Annotated in this window: 14 protein-coding genes; all 14 read left to right on the plus strand. The window is 74.5% G+C overall.

Features of this window, described 5'->3' with window-relative positions:
* The first annotated feature begins 201 nt into the window (after positions 1 to 201).
* The gene (locus F1D97_RS03715) at positions 202 to 2,070 is read left to right on the plus strand and encodes an ABC transporter ATP-binding protein (protein ID WP_236122379.1); all 1,869 of its coding nucleotides are present in this window, start codon (positions 202 to 204) and stop codon (positions 2,068 to 2,070) included.
* Entirely contained in the window at positions 2,067 to 3,857 is a 1,791-nt protein-coding gene (locus F1D97_RS03720; RefSeq protein WP_198303470.1) for an ABC transporter ATP-binding protein, read from the plus strand. Before F1D97_RS03715 ends, F1D97_RS03720 begins: the two co-directional genes overlap by 4 nt.
* A 594-nt stretch (positions 3,858 to 4,451) precedes the next feature.
* Positions 4,452 to 5,828: a condensation domain-containing protein gene (locus tag F1D97_RS03725; RefSeq protein WP_236122380.1), complete on the plus strand. Its 1,377-nt coding sequence runs from the start codon at positions 4,452 to 4,454 to the stop codon at positions 5,826 to 5,828.
* The gene (locus F1D97_RS03730) at positions 5,825 to 6,304 is read left to right on the plus strand and encodes a hypothetical protein (RefSeq protein ID WP_094181502.1); all 480 of its coding nucleotides are present in this window, start codon (positions 5,825 to 5,827) and stop codon (positions 6,302 to 6,304) included. Before F1D97_RS03725 ends, F1D97_RS03730 begins: the two co-directional genes overlap by 4 nt.
* Positions 6,295 to 6,777, plus strand: coding sequence for a GNAT family N-acetyltransferase (locus F1D97_RS03735; protein ID WP_236122381.1), 483 nt, complete (start codon positions 6,295 to 6,297; stop codon positions 6,775 to 6,777). Before F1D97_RS03730 ends, F1D97_RS03735 begins: the two co-directional genes overlap by 10 nt.
* The gene (locus F1D97_RS03740; RefSeq protein ID WP_236122382.1) at positions 6,771 to 8,411 is read left to right on the plus strand and encodes an amino acid adenylation domain-containing protein; all 1,641 of its coding nucleotides are present in this window, start codon (positions 6,771 to 6,773) and stop codon (positions 8,409 to 8,411) included. The genes F1D97_RS03735 and F1D97_RS03740 overlap by 7 nt, the downstream gene beginning before the upstream one ends.
* Positions 8,404 to 9,348 (plus strand): alpha/beta hydrolase fold domain-containing protein, encoded by a 945-nt coding sequence (locus F1D97_RS03745; protein WP_094181505.1) that lies wholly within the window; start codon positions 8,404 to 8,406, stop codon positions 9,346 to 9,348. Before F1D97_RS03740 ends, F1D97_RS03745 begins: the two co-directional genes overlap by 8 nt.
* Entirely contained in the window at positions 9,345 to 10,109 is a 765-nt protein-coding gene (locus tag F1D97_RS03750) for a rhodanese-like domain-containing protein (protein ID WP_094181506.1), read from the plus strand. The genes F1D97_RS03745 and F1D97_RS03750 overlap by 4 nt, the downstream gene beginning before the upstream one ends.
* Positions 10,106 to 11,380 (plus strand): NAD(P)/FAD-dependent oxidoreductase, encoded by a 1,275-nt coding sequence (locus F1D97_RS03755; protein ID WP_236122383.1) that lies wholly within the window; start codon positions 10,106 to 10,108, stop codon positions 11,378 to 11,380. Before F1D97_RS03750 ends, F1D97_RS03755 begins: the two co-directional genes overlap by 4 nt.
* Before the next feature lie 34 nt (positions 11,381 to 11,414).
* Positions 11,415 to 11,969 (plus strand): DUF3291 domain-containing protein, encoded by a 555-nt coding sequence (locus tag F1D97_RS03760; protein ID WP_236122384.1) that lies wholly within the window; start codon positions 11,415 to 11,417, stop codon positions 11,967 to 11,969.
* A 112-nt stretch (positions 11,970 to 12,081) separates the two neighbouring features.
* Positions 12,082 to 14,076: a class I tRNA ligase family protein gene (locus F1D97_RS03765; protein ID WP_236122385.1), complete on the plus strand. Its 1,995-nt coding sequence runs from the start codon at positions 12,082 to 12,084 to the stop codon at positions 14,074 to 14,076.
* Positions 14,073 to 15,263 (plus strand): NAD(P)/FAD-dependent oxidoreductase, encoded by a 1,191-nt coding sequence (locus F1D97_RS03770; RefSeq protein ID WP_236122386.1) that lies wholly within the window; start codon positions 14,073 to 14,075, stop codon positions 15,261 to 15,263. Before F1D97_RS03765 ends, F1D97_RS03770 begins: the two co-directional genes overlap by 4 nt.
* Positions 15,260 to 16,534: a lysine N(6)-hydroxylase/L-ornithine N(5)-oxygenase family protein gene (locus tag F1D97_RS03775; protein ID WP_236122387.1), complete on the plus strand. Its 1,275-nt coding sequence runs from the start codon at positions 15,260 to 15,262 to the stop codon at positions 16,532 to 16,534. Before F1D97_RS03770 ends, F1D97_RS03775 begins: the two co-directional genes overlap by 4 nt.
* Positions 16,534 to 17,730 (plus strand): hypothetical protein, encoded by a 1,197-nt coding sequence (locus F1D97_RS03780; RefSeq protein ID WP_236122388.1) that lies wholly within the window; start codon positions 16,534 to 16,536, stop codon positions 17,728 to 17,730. The genes F1D97_RS03775 and F1D97_RS03780 overlap by 1 nt, the downstream gene beginning before the upstream one ends.
* Positions 17,731 to 17,770 lie beyond the last annotated feature (40 nt).

The raw sequence follows: 17,770 nt of genomic DNA on the forward strand, positions 1-17,770 counted from the left end.
GTCTACGAGCGGGTCGCCGTCCGGTCCGCTGCGCGAGCCCCTGGACAAGCCGCTGCGCGAGCCGCTGGGCGGTCCGCTGTGGCGGTCTGGCCTGCGTGGACGCACACGCCCGTGCCCGTCAGGCGAGACGACGCGCCGGTCGCGCTTGACGGGACCAAGGTCCCGGGTGCCAGGATGCGCGGCGTGACAGGGGGCAAAGAGGTGCAATCGGCGCATCCGGTGTGGGAGCGCGTCCACCGGCGGCGGGCGGCCGCGCGGCAGATGCGCGAGCTCGCGCCGTACGCCGGAGCGCCGCTCCTCGCGCTCACGATCGGCGTCCACGTCCTCGCGGGCGTCGCGCCGGTCGTCTTCCTGGTGTCGACGGCCCTCGCGCTGCCCGACGTCGTCTCGGGCGGCCTGCCGCCCGCGCTGTGGGTCGCCATCGGGGCGTTCCTGCTGCAGCAGCTGCTCGCCCCCGTCCAGCTGGTCCTGTCCCGGGAGATCGCGCGCCGCGTCGACGCGGCGTGCATCGCCCGGCTCACGCGCTTCACGCTCGACGAGGCGACGCTCGCCGGGCTCGAGCGGCCCGACGTCGCGGACCGGCTCACGCAGGTCGACGAGGCGTTCGAGCAGTGGGTGTGGACGCCCGGCTCGGCGCTCGAGGGCGGCCTCGCGCTGACCGCGCGCTACGTGCAGCTCACGGGCGCGGTCGTGCTGCTCGGGTGGGCCGCGGGCCCGTGGGCCGCGCTCGCCGGGGCCGTCGCGGCGGTCGTCGCGCGGCAGGGCCAGGCCGAGGCGTTCCACCGGTGGGGCGAGCTGTGGGGCTCGTTCCAGCCCGCGCGGCGCCGCGTCGCGTACCTGCGCGAGCTCGCGACGAGCACGCGCGCGGCCAAGGAGATCCGCACGCTCGGCCTGCTCGGCTGGCTCGAGGACCGCTTCTCGGCCGAGACCCGCAGCTGGCTCGGGCCGCTGTGGACCTGGCGGCGCCGGGTCTACGGACGACCGTTCGTCGGGCACGCGGTCGCAGCCCTGGTCGGCTCCGCCGTCGCGCTGCTGCTCGTCTCGGACGTCGCGGGCGACGACGCCTCGCGCCTGGTCGCGGTCAGCGTGGCCGTCCAGGCGGTCGTGCTCTGCGCGCGGTTCGGCGTCATGTTCCCCGAGTCGGACATCAAGCTCGTCTACGGGCGCGCCGCGTACACCGCGATGCAGCAGCTCGAGGCCTCGATCCGGGAGCAGGCCGGCCCGGTCGCCGCCCGCACGGACGCCCCGGCCCCCACGCGCACCATCACGTTCTCCGGCGTGGGCTTCGGGTACCGCCCGGACCTGCCGGTCCTCGACGGGCTCGACCTCGAGCTGCCCGTCGGGACCTCGACCGCCCTGATCGGCGTGAACGGCGCGGGCAAGTCGACGCTGGTCAAGGTGCTCGCGGGCATCTACCCGCCGGACTCGGGCGTCGTGACGGTCGACGGCGTCGACCTGCGCACCTACGACCAGACGGCGTGGCAGCGGAACTTCGCGGTGACGTTCCAGGACTTCCTGCGCTACGAGCTCACGCTGCGCGACAACGTCGCCATGGGGGCGATCGCGCACCGCGACGACGACGACGGCATCGTCTCGGCGCTCACGCGCGTCGGCCTCGGCGACCTGCTCGCCGGCCTGCCGCTGGGACTGGAGTCGCCGCTGACGCGGTCGGTCGAGGGTGGTCGCGAGCTCTCGGGCGGGCAGTGGCAGCGCATCGCGCTGGCCCGGGCGCTGTTCGCGGTCCGGCACGGGGCGTCGGTCCTGGTGCTCGACGAGCCGACCTCGCAGCTCGACGCGCGGGGCGAGGCGGAGTTCTACGACACGTTCCTGGAGCTCACGCGCGGCGTGACGAGCCTGGTGATCTCGCACCGGTTCTCCACGGTCCGCAACGCCGACCGCATCGTGGTGCTCGACGGTGGGCGGATCACCGAGGTCGGCACGCACGACGAGCTCGTCGCCGCCGGTGGCGTGTACGCGCAGATGTTCGACGTCCAGGCGCGCCGCTTCGACCACAAGGACGCCGCGGACGCGCAGGCGCCGGCCGCGGAGCTCAAGGGGGCTGCACTGTGAGGGACGTCCTGTTCTGCCTGCGCCGCCTGTTCGCGATCGCGTGGACGATCGACCGACGCCGGTTCGTCATCGGCGCGACGCTCCTGCTCCTCGGCGCGATCGCGACCCCGGTCGTGGGTCTCGGCGCGGGGCGCGTGGTGGACGGCGTCAACGACGGCGACCCGAGCACGGCGGCCGTGTGGGGCGTGGCGCTCGCGGTCGCGCTCGCGGGCGAGCTGATGCTCGCGCACTTCGCGCACCTCTACTACTTCGAGCTCGCGGAGCTCACCGAGGAGCAGCTCAACCGCGACCTCGTGCGGCTCGTGAACGGCTCGACGTACCTGGACCGCAGCGACGACCCGGCGCACGCCGACCGCGTCGACCTGCTGCGGCAGGACGTGCTGCAGATGCGCGAGACCATCCAGTCCGGCCTCCAGCTCGGGGCGACGGCCGTGGGCGTGGTCCTCACCGCGGCCGTGCTCGTCACGCTCTCGCCCTGGTTCCTGCTCCTCATCGTCGCGGCGGTGGTGCCCGTGGTCGCGGGCAAGCGAGCCGAGGCGACGTTCCAGGTGACGCGCGAGGCGCAGTCGACGACCACGCGCGCGGTCCGCCACCTGCGGCGGCTCGCGACGAGCCCCGCGTCGCAGAAGGAGATCCGGCTCTCGGGCGGCGGCGACTACCTGCTCGGGCGTCAGCAGGACCTGCTCGGGGTCTACCAGTCGGCGATGGCGCGCGCGGACCGCAGGTACGCGCTCCAGCGCGGCGTCGGTCAGTTCACGTTCGGCCTCGCGTACGTCGGCGCCGTCCTCTGGGCGTTCGAGCTCGTGCGGCAGGGCCGGGCGAGCGCGGGTGACGTGGTCCTCACGGTCGTGCTCGCCACCCAGCTCGCGACGCAGATGGCCACGGGCGTCGAGCTGCTCGGCACCGTGCACCGCGCCGCGGCGGGCCTGCGACGGTTCTCGGCGTTCGCGGCCGAGCAGCTCGCGGACCTCGTCCCGGTGGGTGGCCTGTCGTCGGCGGGCTCGGCCGGCTCGGCGGGCGGCGGCCTGCGCCTCGAGGGACTGACGTTCCGCTACCCGGGCGCCGCGGCCGACACGCTGCACGGGATCGACCTCGACCTGCCGGGCGGCACGTCCGTCGCGGTCGTCGGGGAGAACGGCGCCGGCAAGAGCACGCTGCTCAAGGTGCTGACCGGCCTCTATGCCCCGACTCACGGCCGGGTCGTCGTCGGTGGCACGGACCTCGCGACGGTCGCGCCGACCGCGTGGCGCGAGCGGACCGCGGCGCTCTACCAGGACTTCGCGCGGGTCGAGCTCGCGCTGCGGGAGAGCGTCGGGCTCGGTCACCTGCCGACGGGCTTCGACGACGGTGCCGTCGGCTCGGCGCTGGAGCGCGCGCGTGCCGGTGGCCTGGCGTCGCAGATCGGGCTCGACGGCGTCCTCGGGAACGGGTACGCCGACGGGCGGGACCTGTCCGGCGGCCAGTGGCAGACGATCGGTCTCGCGCGCACGCTCATGCGGCCCGACCCGCTCCTGCTGGTGCTCGACGAGCCGGGCTCGGCGCTCGACGCGCTCGCCGAGCAGCGCCTGGTGGACGCCTACCAGGAGACGGCGAAGGAGGTCGCGGCCACGGTCGGCGGTGTCACGGTGTTCGTCACCCACCGCCTGTCGACGGTCCAGCTCGCCGACCGCATCGTGGTCCTCGACGAGGGTCGGGTGGTCGAGCACGGGTCGCACGCGGAGCTGCTCGCCTCGGGTGGCCGGTACGCGCAGCTCTGGGAGCTGCAGGCGCGCGCGTACGCGCGCTGACCCGGCCCTGGGCCGGCCCGGGCGCCGTCCGGTGTCCCCGGGAGACGCCGGTCCAGCCATCTCATCATCCGGTCCAAGCAGGGCGTGAATGTTTCTCGGACGTTTCCGCGAGGATATGCCGAATGAGATTCTCCGGCAGGTCGTTGACGGCCCGGCGCGGGCGATGGTAAATGCGCCGCTCCGCGTGTTCGAGAATGTGGCGGGCGAACATTAGCGATCACGCTGCGTCCTAATCGATTTATGGTCCAGAATGGTCCGCGTCGTGGCCTGCGGAACCGATACGTTTCATGCCGACGCATCGCGAAGATGCAGGACACAACGATTTTTCGTACGACAGTGCACCGCCGGCCCTCCCGCCCCGAGGTCATTCCTCGGCCGCGGAGGGGACGGCGGTGATCAGGGGAGGAGCGGCGCACGGTCCGGGCAGGGACTGCGTCCGCTCTGGCGTTCGCGCCGCAGTTTTCGTGACCAGAGGGATATGTCGTCGCGCCCCTGCGCGGCGTATTTCTCGGACCGGTCGTCGGGGGTGGGTCTCGCGCACCCTCGAACCGGTCGACGTGTCATTCCCACCGCCCGGACGACGGCAGGAGATCGATGGACCTCGACCCGAAGCCCGTGACGATCACGTTCACGGGACGCGCCGCACGCACGGCGCCCATGACGTGGGGCCAGAGGTCGATCTACGCGTCCATCCGCTGGCTCGGCGACGACGCCTGGTACTTCAACCTGACGCGCGTCGTCGAGGCGCCGCCCGGGACGCGCGAGGACCAGGCGTGCGCCGCGCTCGCGGCACTCCTCGCCCGGCACGAGGGTCTGCGCTCGTCGTTCCACGAGACCGACGACGACTGGGTCCAACGCGTCCGAGCCGAAGGGGCGACCACCGTCCACGTCACGTCGGCCGACCCGTCCGACGCGCCCGAGGTGGCGCACGCGCTGGCCGCGCGGCTGGCGCAGCACACGTTCCGGCACGACGACGAGCTGCCCGTCCGGTTCGGCCTCGTCGTCGCCGGGCCGCGGTCCGGTCAGGGGGACGACGAGCACGCGGGCACGAAGGTCACGCACGTCGTCGTCGCGGTGTCGCACCTCGCGGCGGACGGCTGGGCGGCCGACCTGCTGAAGCGCGACGTCGAGCGGCTCCTCGACGGCTCGGCCGAGGCGCCGCCGCAGTGGCAGCCCGTCGACCAGGCACGCCACGAGCTCGAGGGCCCGGGTGCGGCCCGGGGCGACGCCGCGCTCGCGTACTGGTCCCGGACCCTGGAGGCGATCCCGCACGCGCCGTTCCCTCCGGCCGAGGCCGACGGCAAGCCCGACCGGTTCGTGAAGCTCGGGATCTCGTCGCGCGCGCTCGCGGTCGCGGCGACCGTCGTGGCGGGCCGGTGCGGCGTGAGCACGGGCACGGTCCTGCTCACGGCGTCCGTGGTCGTCCTCGGGCGCCTCATCGGGCAGGACCGCGTGGCCCTCGAGCTCATCGCGAGCAACCGGCTCGACGAGCGCAGCCGGGGACTGGTCGCGCCGCTGGCCGAGAACGCGCTGTTCGTCGTCGACCTGGCGGGAGCGGACGACTTCCGCACCGCCGCGCGCCGGACGTTCGCCGCCGGGCTCAGCGCGTACCGCCACGCGCAGTACGACCCGCAGGCGCGAGACCGGCTGGTCGCGCAGGCCCGCGAGCGCCACGGCGGCGGCACGGGCCTCGGGTCCTTCTTCAACGACATGCGGATCGGCCGCGACTGGGCGGTCGACGTCGACGCGTACGGCTCCCTCGACGCGGTCCGCGCGCTCACGGCGCAGACGACCACCTCGTTCGTCGGCTCGTGGGACCGCCAGGACGCGACGTGGTTCGTGAGCGTGGACGACGCGGACGGCACGTGCGGCCTGTACCTCATGGCGGACACCGAGCTCGTGCCGCGGCACCGCGTGGAGGAGCTGCTGCGCGAGATGGAGTCGGTTGTGGTCGAGGCGGTGGCCGGATGAGCAACCCCATCACCTACGCGCCGCGCCACGTCCGGGCGCTGCCGCCCGTGCAGGCCCAGGGGCGCACGCTCAAGGCCTACGCGATGGTCGCGCGCGAGCAGGACCGCGACCGCACGCCGAGCGCGCAGTGGCTGCGGGAGCAGGCCTCGGCGGCGTTCGGGGACCCGCCGGGGGAGGGCGACCACCCGTGGGGGTTCCTCATCTGGCACGCGGGCCTGCAGCGCGACTACCTGCTCGTGAGCCAGTGGTTCGACGCGGACATGCTCAAGCACCGGGTGCGGGGCGTGCACGTCGACGACGAGGGGCGCACGACGCTCGCGCCGCTGGACGAGCAGGACCTCGTCGCGTGCGTGTGGGAGCTCGAGGTCGTCGCGTTCGAGCGGGACGCGTGGGTCACCAACGTCCTGGCCGCGGGACGGCTGGACGACGAGACCGCGGCGGCGTACGTCGGCACGACGTTCTCGGGGTGGGTGTGAGCGCGGGGGTGCGGGTCGTGCCGATCACGGCGGACGACCTGGACGTGCTCGTCGAGCTGTGCCGCGAGCACGCGGTGTACGAGCGCGCGGTGTTCGTCGAGGACGGGCAGGTCGAGCGCTGGCGCGACGCGCTGTTCGGCCCGCGGCCGGCGTTGCACGCGTGGCTCGCGACCGACGGCGACGAGCCCGCGGGCTTCATGACGGTCACGACGGACTTCGCGACGTGGAGCGCGCGGCGGTTCGCGTACATGGACTGCCTCTTCCTGCGGGAGCCGTACCGCGGCAAGGGCATCGGCCGCCGGTTCTTCGAGCGGCTGGAGGAGTTCGCCCGCACCCAGGGGTGCGGGTGGGTGGAGTGGCAGACCCCGGTGGACAACGAGCTGGGCATCGGGTTCTACGAGCGCATGGGTGCCACGTCGAAGGTCAAGACGCGGTTCTCCTACGAGGTCGAGGGGCGTGAGGCGGAGTGCTGACGAGCGAGGTGACGGAGCCGGCGCTGGCGCCGTGGTCGGTGGACGAGTCCGACCGCGACGCGGTCGCGCCCGCGCTGGGTGACCTGGTGCGCGTGCCGGCGCTGCGCTGGCCGGACCGGCCCGCGGTGAGCGACGGCAAGGTCGCGCTGACGTTCGCCGAGCTCGAGCGCGGTGCGCAGACGCTCGCGGCGCACCTCGCGGGGCTCGGCGTGCGGCCGGGTGACCGGGTCGCGGTGCTGGCCGAGAAGAGCGCGCTGGTGCCGCTGCTCGCGGTCGCGCTGTGGAAGTGCGGTGCGGTGTACGTGCCGCTGGACGGCGCGGCGCCGCCGGCTCGGCTGAGCGCGCTCGTCGGACGCCTGCAGGCGCGCGTCGTGCTCGCGCTCGACGACCGCGAACCCGTGGTGGACGACGTGCGCTGGGTCGGCCGCGGCGAGCTCGACGCGGTGCTCGCGGGGCCGTCCGAGCCGTGGGAGACGGTGGTGCACGCGCCGCAGGACACCGCGTACATCATCTTCACGTCGGGCTCGACGGGTGAGCCGAAGGGCGTCGAGATCACGGTCGCGAACCTCGTGGCGTACTTCGCGGCGCACAACGAGGTGCTGCGGTTCACGCCGGCCTCGCGTGTGTTCAGCCTGTCGCCGTTCCACTTCGACGTGTCGATCGAGGACACGCTGCTGCCGCTGTCGCTGGGCGCGTACGTGTTCCAGTTCCGCGGCATCCACGCGGGCCCGGTCATGCGTGGTGCGCTCAAGCGGGAGCAGATCACGCACCTCATCGCGGTCTCGACGCTGCTGACGATCATCACGCAGGACGGCCGGCAGGTGGACCGCGAGACGTTCCCGCGGCTCGAGATGGTCATGACGGGCGCGGAGGTGTGCGACCCGACGGTCATCAACACGTGGAAGGACGCGCTGCCGGCCGTCCGGGTGCTCAACGTGTACGGCCCGACGGAGGCGACGATCGTGTGCCTCGCGTACGAGATCCGTGAGGTCGACCGGGACCGCGTCGGCTCCTACCCGATCGGCACACCGCTGACCGGGGTGCGGGTGCGGCTCGTCGACGAGACGGGCGAGGTCACGGCGCCGGGTGCGGTGGGCGAGCTGTGGGTCGGCGGGGACCAGGTCATGCGCGGGTACTTCGACCAGCCGGAGGAGACCGCGCGGCGCGTGGTCGTCGTCGACGGCGTCCGGTACTACCGCACGGGCGACCTGTGCAGCTACGACGACGCGGGCCGGCTCGTGTTCCGGGGCCGGGACGACGACGAGGTGAAGCTCGCCGGCCGGCGGATCCACCTGGGCGAGATCCGCGAGACCGCGCTGAGCTGCCCGGGCGTCGAGCGTGCGGCGGTCGCGCTGCTGCCGCGCGACGCGCAGCAGGTCATCGCGATGATCGTCGTCGCGCCCGACCAGGCGGTGCTCGCGGACGTCGAGGCGCGCCTCGCGGCCCTGCTGCCGGGGTACATGCTCCCCACGCTCGTCGGCTGGTCGCCGTCGCTCGCGGTGGCGTCGACGGGCAAGACCGACGAGCGTGACCTGCTGCGCCGTCTCGCGGACGCCGCGAAGGGCACGCGGGACACGCGTTTCGCGCTGCTGCCCGACGGTGCCGCCCCGACGATCGGGGCGGGGCGTGGCTGAGGGCGTCGACCGGGAGTTCGCGCGGCTCGCGACGGCACGCGCGCTGGTCTCGCCGCGCACGGGCACGACCCGCTCGCTCGCCGACGACCGCCGTGACGCCGAGCGCTGGGTCGCCCGGTTCGGCGCGGGGTCCGCCGCGCAGGACGAGGGGCGTCCGGCCTCCGAGCGCACCGGCAGCCGCTCGCTCGTCGTGCGTCCGGTGCACGACGAGGGCGAGCTGTGGGTGCTCTACGTGCACGGCGGCGGGCTGGTCTACTACTCGACCGACGTCTTCGCGCCGTTCCTGCGGGTGCTGTCCGACGAGCTGCGCGCCCCCGTCGAGGCGTTCGACTACGACAAGGCGCCGGAGAACCCGGTGCTCGGCTCGGTCGGGGACCTCGCGCTGCGGGTGACGGCGCGCGCCCGCGCGGTCGAGGGGCGTCGCCTGGTGCTCGTCGGCGACAGCGTCGGCGGTCTGCTCTCGCTGCTGCTCGCGCTGCGCACGCTTCCGGACATGTTCTCGCAGGTCGTGCTGCTGTACCCGGTGCTCGACCTGCACACCGAGCGCCCCTCGTACGAGCAGTTCGGCGCCGGGCTGTTCCTCGACCGGGACGCCATGCGGCAGTTCACGGCGCTGCTGCGGCCGGCGTTCGACGCGCTCGGCCTGGACCCGATGCACCTGCCCGACGCCGACGTGGCGCGGCTCGCACCGACGCTCGTCGTGACCGCGGGGTGCGACGTGCTGCGCGACGAGGCGTTCGCGTGGGTCGAGCAGGTGAGCGCGCGCGGCGCGGACGTCCGCCATCTCGTGCTCGACGACCTGCCGCACGACTTCTGCCTGTACGCGCCGAGCCTGCGCTCCGCGCGGCACGCCGTCGAGACGTTCGCCCGGGACATCACCGGAGCGCTGCGCACACCCGCGGGAGCGGGCGGGACCACCCACGGAAGGACGACATGACGACGACAGCGAGCGGCACCGCAGTCAGCAGCACCGCAGTCAGCAGCACCGCAGTCAGCCGGACCGCAGTGAGCCAGGCCGTGCGGGCGAAGGTCGCGCAGTACCTCGAGGGCGCGCTCGGCCGACCGGTCGACGACTCGGTCCCCGACGACACCGCGCTCAGCGACCTGGGTCTGGACTCGCTCCTGACCATCAGCGTGATCGTCGCGCTCCTCGACGACGCGGGCGTCGACCTCGTCGACAACCCCGACGCGCTCGAGACCCCCAGCACCATCGCCGACCTGCACGACATGGCAGCACGATTCCTAGGAGGAGATGACACCGTGGTCCAGACGACACCGATCGACGAGCAGACAGAGCAGCTGGCTTTCTACGAGGCGAAGCTCGCGTACGAGATCGACTCCTGGGACCTGTCGGTCGCGCTGGCCGAGGGCGAGGACATCGTCGTCGTCGACGGGCGCAGCGCGGACGCGTACGCGTCCGGGCACATCCCCGGCGCGGTGAGCATCCCGCACCGCACGATCACGCCGGAGTCGGTCGCGGAGCTCTCGCGCGAGCCGCTGTACGTGGCGTACTGCGACGGGATCGGCTGCAACGCCTCGACGAAGACGGCCCTGAAGCTCGGCCGCGAGGGGTTCCGCGTCAAGGAGCTCATCGGCGGGCTCGACTGGTGGAAGCGCGACGGGCACCCGGTGGAGGGTGCCGCGGAGCAGGCGTGCGCGGTGGACGGGGCGCACTCGGCCTGCGGCTGCGCCGGATGACGTCGCACGACGACCGCGTGGTGCGGCCCGCGCTCGAGACCGACGTCCTCGTCGTCGGTGCGAGCCTCGCGGGCTGCGCCACCGCGATCCACCTGCGGGGCCTCGGGCACCGGGTCACGGTGGTGGACAAGCGGTCGCTCACCGACGACCACTACAAGCAGCTCTGCTCGCACTTCGTGCAGCCGCACGCGGTCCCGCTGCTCGACGCGCTCGGCCTGGGTCACCTGCGGGGCCGCGAGCACGGCGTCGCGACGAAGGCGGTGTTCGTGACGTCGGGCGGCGTGATCGACCCGCCGGGCACGGGCTACGACCCGGATCGCCCGGACTCGTACGCGCTCAACCTCGAGCGGCGCGTGGTGGACCCGCAGGTCCGTGCCCGCGCGCGTGAGGTGGGTGCCGAGCTCCTGGACGAGACGGGCGTCGACGAGGTCCGGCAGGGCGGCGACGGGTGGGACGTGACGCTGCGCCAGGGCGGCGCCCGCCGGCAGGTCCGGGCGCGGCTCGTCGTCGCGGCGGACGGCCGGCGCTCGCGTGTCGCGGGGCTGCTGGGCAACGAGGCCGAGGTGCGGCCGAACCAGCGCGCCGCGGTGTTCGCCTACTTCCGCGGGATCGACGCGCCGGCGGGCGACCGTTCGGTGTTCGTCCGGACCGAGGGCGACCTCGCGTGCCTGTACCCGCTGGTCGACGGACGCACCGCGCTCGTCCTGTTCGCGGAGCACGAGCGCGTGCAGGACTGGCGGGGCGAGGAACGGGCGCGCGAGCTCGTGCGGTACTTCGCGCGGCTCGACGCGGTCCCGGACATGTCCGGTGCGGTCCTGGACTCGCCGGTCCTCGGGTTCACGGACTACCCGAACCAGGTGCGCAGCACCGTGGCCGGTGGCGTGCCGTTCGTGGGAGACGCGGCGCTGTCGCTCGACCCGATGAGCGGGACGGGCTGCGGGTTCGCGCTGCTGTCGGCGGACCTGCTGCGCCGCGCGTTCGAGGGCCGCTCGCTCGGGCCCGACGACGTGACGGCCGCGCTCGCGGACTACGCGGCCGGCCACGCGGCGGAGATCCGACCGCACGTGGACGGGATCTGCGCGGACTCGCTCGTCGGTCGCAACCAGGAGTCCGAGCGCCGCATGTTCGAGGCGGTCTGCGCGGACGACGACCTCGCGCGCCTGTACCTCGACGTCACGGGGCGGCTCGCGCAGCCCGCCCGGTTCCAGCGGGCGCTCCTGACGCATCTCATGGCGGGCCGCTCACGCGCGGCCTCGCTCGCGTCCGCGTAGCCCGCCCGTCACCCTCCGGACGAAAGAGAGCTCGATGTCACGCGTCGCCTTCACGACCTTCGCGATCCTCAAGAGGCCGTACGGGGACCCGGTGGTGCAGGGGTTCGACGACCTCACGCCGCCGACGTTCGCGCAGGCCGAGGGCAGCCCGGGCTTCGTCGCGCGGGCCAAGGAGAGCCCCGACCAGTCGCACATCACGAACTTCAACCGCGACTGGGGCGCCTGGGGACGGTTCGAGGTCCCGCGGTTCTACACGGGCGGCCGGACCGACGAGACGGACAGCCGCGCGTCGACCCTGTCGCTGTGGACGGACCTGGAGTCGGTGTTCTCCTTCGTCTACTCGGGCATCCACCGCACCGCGCTCGCGCAGCGGCACGACTGGTTCCTCAAGCCGGAGTGGCCCACGTACGCGGTGTGGTGGGTCGACGACGACGTGATCCCGACGTGGGCGGACGCGTGCCGCCGCCTCGAGCACCTGCACGACACCGGGCCGAGCCCGTACGCCTTCACGCTGCGCCAGGCGTTCGACGCCGACGGCTCGCCCGTCCGGGTGCGCGGTCTCGTCGCCGCGCAGCCCGCCGACGCCTGAGCGCGGCGCACCCCGCACCACCGCCGCTCGACCCCGCTCGACCCCGCCCGACCCCGTCCCGACGTCCTGAGGAGTGAGCCGGATGTTCACCCGCGCCTTCGACCGATCGGCCATGAGCTGGTCCTACGAGATGCACCTGCAGCCCATGCTCTCGGCCACCGACATCGAGGGCCTGCCGTTCGGCTCGGTGTTCGGCAGCGTGCCCGGGCACACCGTGTCCAAGCGCCACGCGCACCAGGACGGCGAGGTCTTCGTCGTGCTCGCGGGGCGGGCCGTCGTCGTGGTCGGCGACGAGGAGCGCGAGCTCGGCGCGGGCGAGACGGTGTTCATCCCGCCGTTCAGCGCGCACGAGATCCGCAACGAGCGCGACGAGCCGTTCGACATCGTCTCGATCTACTGGGAGCACATCCCGAGCGCGGTCGAGGTGCTGGGCCGGCAGCCGGCCGCGGACAAGGTCGCGGACCGCACTCTCGTCGCGTGCCCGCCCGTCACGCCGAACGGCGGCCTGCACCTGGGGCACCTGTCGGGGCCGTACGTGCGCGCCGACATGCTGGTGCGCGCGCTGCGCAGCCAGGGCCGCGAGGCGCGGCACCTGACGGGGACCGACGACCAGCAGTCGTACGTGGCCGCGCACGCGCGGGTCACCGGCGCGACGAGCACGGACGTCGCGCTCGCGGCGGGCGACGGGATCGTCGCGACGCTGGCGGCGGCGGACGTCCGGGTGGACCGCGTGACGCGGCCGCTGCGGGACGCGGGACACGCCGAGCGGATCCGTGAGCTGTTCGCGCGGGTCGCGGCGGCGCCGACCGTCGAGGAGCGCGAGCGAGAGACGCCGTACTGCCCGGCGTGCGACCTGTCGCTGCACCAGGCGTTCGCGCGCGGGACGTGCGCGCACTGCGACGCGGCGAGCGACGGGGAGATCTGCGAGGCGTGCGGCCGGCCGAACGAGGCGCGCGAGCTCGTCGACCTGCGCTGCCGTGCGTGCGGCGGCCCGGCGGAGCTGCGCACGGAGCGGGCGCTGTGGCTCGACCTCGCGGCGCACGCCGACGAGCTGCGCGCCTACCTGCGCTCGGTCCACGCGTCGCCGGACCTCATGGTGCTGGTCGAGCGCCTGCTCGACGAGGGCCTCGCGCCGTACCGCCTGACGCGCACGAGCGACTGGGGGATCACGCTCGACGACGGTCAGGCGATCGACGCGTGGGTGGACCTCGCGCTCACGTTCCTCGCGGCGGTGCAGGCCGAGGTCGACGAGCACGGCCCCGCCCGGACCGTGCTGTTCCTCGGGTACGACAACAGCTACTACTACGCGGTGCTGCTCCCGGTGCTCGCGATCGCTGCGGGGCTGACCGAGCACCTGCCCGCGACGTTCGTCACGAACCAGTTCCTGCACCTGGGCGCGGACAAGTTCTCGACGAGCCGCGGGCACGCCGTGTGGGCGGACGACGCCCTGCGCGCGTCCGGTCCCGACGCCCTGCGCGTCGCGCTGCTGCGTGACGCGCCCGAGGGCCGGGTCACGCACCTCGACGAGGAGCGCGCGGTCAGCCTCACGCAGGACCCGTTGCACCGCGCGGCGCGCGCGTGGCTCGCCGGGTTCGCGGGCATCGGCGCGGACGGCGTGGTGCCCGGGACGGGCGCGTGGACCGACAGCCACCGCGAGTTCTACCGCTACCTCGGCCTGGTCACGCAGCAGCTCGACGGGCTGCTGCTGCCCGAGTCGTTCAGCGCGCGCGGGTACGTGCGGCTGCTCGACGCGTTCGTCGAACGGTGCGTGGAGTTCCGGGCGACGGAGACCGTCGCGCGGACCGTGGGCTCGCTCGCGGAGGAGGCGCGCACGAGCCTCGCGCTGGAGTTCCTCGCGGCCAAGGTGTTCGCCGCGCTCGTGTGGCCGCTCGCGCCGCGCACCGCGCTGGCGGTGTGGCGGTGGCTCGGCCTCGAGGGTGAGCCGGTGCGCGAGTCGGGGTGGACGTTCCTGCCCGGCGGCACGCGGTGCGACGGTCCGGCGCCGCGTGTCGACGAGGCTGCGTCCGACGAGGGCCCCGTGGACGCCGCCGGCGGCGGGACCGCACCCGACGAGGAGCGCGAGCTCGTCGCGAGCGTGCGCGCGTGACCAGCCCGACCGGCACGACGAGGCTGCCGTCCCGCGCGGACGTCGTGGTCGTCGGCGCGGGCATCATCGGGGCCGCGGTCGCGGACGCCCTCGCGGGACGCGGGCTCGACGTGCTCGTGCTCGAGCGCTCCGACGAGCCCGCGACGGGCGCGACGGGCAGCTCGGGCGGCATGGTCCGCGCGTACGACCCCGACCCGCTCGTCGCCGACCTCGCGCTGCGCAGCCTCGCGACGTACCGCGACGACGCCCGGTGGCCGCACGGCGCACCGCTGCACGCGGTGGGCGCGCTGACGATCGCGGACCCGGCGCAGGAGCACGCGCTGCGCGCCGCCGCGGCCCGGATCAACGACGCGCTCGGCACGTCCGCGCACGTGGTGACGCGGCGCGCGACCGCGGTGGGCGTCGAGCTCTCGGGGGGTGTCGCGCTCGTCGAGCCCGAGGCGGGCTTCGTGGACCCGGTCGCGGTGACCCGCACCTGGCTGCGCCGCGCCGTCGAGGCGGGCGCCGAGGTCCGCTACGGCGTGCGCGTCACCGGGGTCGAGGAGGCCGGGGTCGAGGACGCGGACGGGTGGGCGCGCGTGCTCACGGACGCCGGACCGGTGCTCGCCGACGAGGTCGTCGTGGCCGTCGGACCGTGGGGTGCGCACGCGCTCGACGGGCTCGGTCCGCGGCCGCGGGTCCGCACCCGCTCGATCCAGGTCAGCATCGTCGAGGGCCGCCCGCCGGGCACGGACCACGCCACCGTCGTCGACCTGCGCACCGGCGTGTACGCGCGCCCGTACGGGACCGGCGCGAGCCTCGTCGGCATGCCGCACCTCGTGTGGGACGTCGACCTCGACGCCGAGCCCGACGAGCAGCACGTGCACGCGACGCTCGCCGCGCTCGCCGGCCACCTGCCGTGGCTGCCCGACGTGTCGGTCCGCCGCACGGTCCGCTCGGCGGACGCGTACGCGCTGCCCGACGCGGACGGCCCGGCCGGGGCGTCGCTGCTCGCCCCGACCGCCGTGCCGCACGTGCGGACCGTCCGCGGCTGGGACGGCGGCGGCGTGAAGGTCGCACCCGAGGCGGGCCGCCGCATCGCGGAGACCGTCGTCGCGGCCGTCGCCGAGCGCCACCGCGCGCCGGCCGCCGCACCTGTCCCCACCACCCACCGAAAGGGAGACCCGTGGCTCACCGACATGACGTGATCGGCATCGGATTCGGCCCGGCCAACATCGCCCTCGCCGTCGCGCTCGAGGAGGAGGGCTACGACCTCGACGTGCGGTTCGTCGAGTCCCGCCCCGAGCCGTCGTGGCAGGCGGCGATGATGCTCGACGGCTCGGACATCCAGAACCACCCGGTGCGGGACCTCGTCTCGCTGCGCAACCCGCGCAGCCGGTACAGCTTCATCAACTTCCTGTTCGAGAACGGGCGGCTCCTCGACCACCTCAACGTGCCGATGGAGTTCCCGCTGCGCAAGGAGTACGCGCAGTACGTGAGCTGGGTCGCGGGCCTCGTGCCCGCGCAGGTCGACTACGGCGTCAGGGTCGTCGGTGTGGAGCGCACCACCGACGACGCGGGGGAGCCCTGCTACCGGGTCACGACGTCGGACGGCGAGACCCTGCTGGGCCGCGCGCTCGTCGTCGGGACCGGGCGCAGCCCGTTCGTCCCGGAGCCGTTCGACACGGTCGACTCGCCGCGCGTCTTCCACCTCACCGACTACCTGCCCGCGCTCGAGCGGCTCGACGCGCTCGCGGCCGACGACGGCGGCCCGCGCTCGGTGACCGTCGTCGGCGGCAGCCAGAGCGCGGTCGAGCTCACGCTGGACCTCGCGCGGCGCTACCCGCGCGCGCAGGTGCACACGCTCGTGCGCTCGCTCACGCTGCGGCAGAAGGACACGAGCCCGTTCAGCGAGGAGGGCTACTTCCCGGAGTTCACGGAGTACTACTACCGGGCGCCGCGCGACCGGAAGGACGCGATCGACTCGTTCATGCGGCTCACCAACTACTCGTCGGCCGACGGCGACGTGCTGCGCGAGCTGTACCGCCTGGTCTACGAGCAGCGCATCGACGGCGACCAGCGGGTGTTCGTGCGCGGCAGCCGTCAGGTGCGGACCGTGGACGCCGACGAGCGCGGGGTCCGGCTGACCGTCGAGGAGCTCAACACGGGTGAGGTGGAGGAGCTCGAGACCGACGCGGTCGTCCTCGCCACGGGCTTCCGCGACCTGGGCCCCGGGCCGCACCAGGAGCGCGTCCCCGCGCTCATCCGGTCCGTCGCGGACGACTTCCGCTTCGACGACCACGGGTACCTCGAGGTCGAGCCGCACTACGAGGTCCGCCCGCTCGACGCGCGTACGCCCGCACTGTTCCTCAACGGGCTGTGCGAGTCGACGCACGGGATCGGTGACGCCGGCTCGTTCAGCCTGCTGTCGCTGCGCGCGAAGGTGATCGCCGAGAGCCTCTGGAAGCGGCTCGCGTAGTGCCCCGGACCGCCGCCGGCCTCCCGTCCGCCGCGCCCGCCCCCGTGCCGGGGCGGCGGGCGCAGGAGCCGCGCCCCGGGCCGGTCGGCGACACGGGGCGGGTCGCGGGTGCGGGGCGTGCGCCGGGCGCGGGGCACGACGTCACGACGACGGTCGTGCGCGGCGTGCTCGGGGCGGGCATGCTCGTCGTGCCACCCGTGGTCCTGGCGCTCGCAACCGGTGCCGGCCTGCTCGTCTGGGCGGCGCACCTGGTGCTCGGCGCGACGGCCTGCCTGCTGCTCGCCCGCCTCGTCGCCCGCGGCCGGTGGGCGCCCGCACCGGTGTCGCTCGTGCTGGGTGCCGCGCTCGGCCGACGGGCCCGGCTCGTGGTCGACGGGTGCTTCGCGGTGGCGTTCGCGGGCGGCCAGGCAGCGATCGCGTGGTTCGTCGTGACGGCCCTGCCGGGCGCTGCCGGCCCGGGCGGCGGTCCCGACGGTCGGTGGCTCGCGGTCGGCGTGCTCGTCGTGGCCGGTGCCGTCGCGGTCTCCGCGCTGCGCGTGCCCGACGCGGTCCTGCGGGCGCGGCGCCTCGTCGCCGGCGGGCTCGCGGTCGCGTGCGGCGTGTGCGGATGGCCGGGCGACGCGGCGGCGTTCGTGCCCGCGGGGATCACGACGACCGCGGCGGTGTGGCTCGCGTTCGCCGCGACGCTGTTCGCGGGCGTCGGCTGGGAGTCCGTGACCGAGGCCCGCCCCGACGACGCGGCCGGGCGCCGCGCGACGACCGCGGTGCTGCGCGCGGCGGCCGTGGTCGCGGCCGTGTACCTCGGCCTCGCGGTCCTGACGCGGTGGGCACCGGCGTCCGCTGCCGCAGCGGACGCGCCGCTCGTACGCCGGGCCCTCGGCGTCGCGGTGGGCGTCGTGCTCGCGTCGTACGTGGTGACGAACCTGCGTGCCGCGGCCGGGATCGCCGCCCGGCTGCGCGGCCCGCACGACGGACCCGCCGCATCGCGCGACGGACCCGCCGACCCGCACGCCCGAGCCGCGCCGCGCGGGCTCGTCGTCGCCGTCGCGGCGCTCGCGTGCGCGCTCGTCGTCGCGGTCGACCGCCCCGGCGCGGTGCCGCTCCTGCTGCTGGGACCCGCGGCCGCGGTCGTCGTCACGTACGCGCTCGCCGCGGTCGCGGCCGTCCGGCACGCGCGCCCGCGCCCGCACCCCTGACCCCACCCCTGACCGACCCCGAGACCCACCGATCCCGAGA

Source organism: Cellulomonas palmilytica, assembly GCF_021590045.1.
GTDB classification, from domain to species: domain Bacteria; phylum Actinomycetota; class Actinomycetes; order Actinomycetales; family Cellulomonadaceae; genus Cellulomonas; species Cellulomonas palmilytica.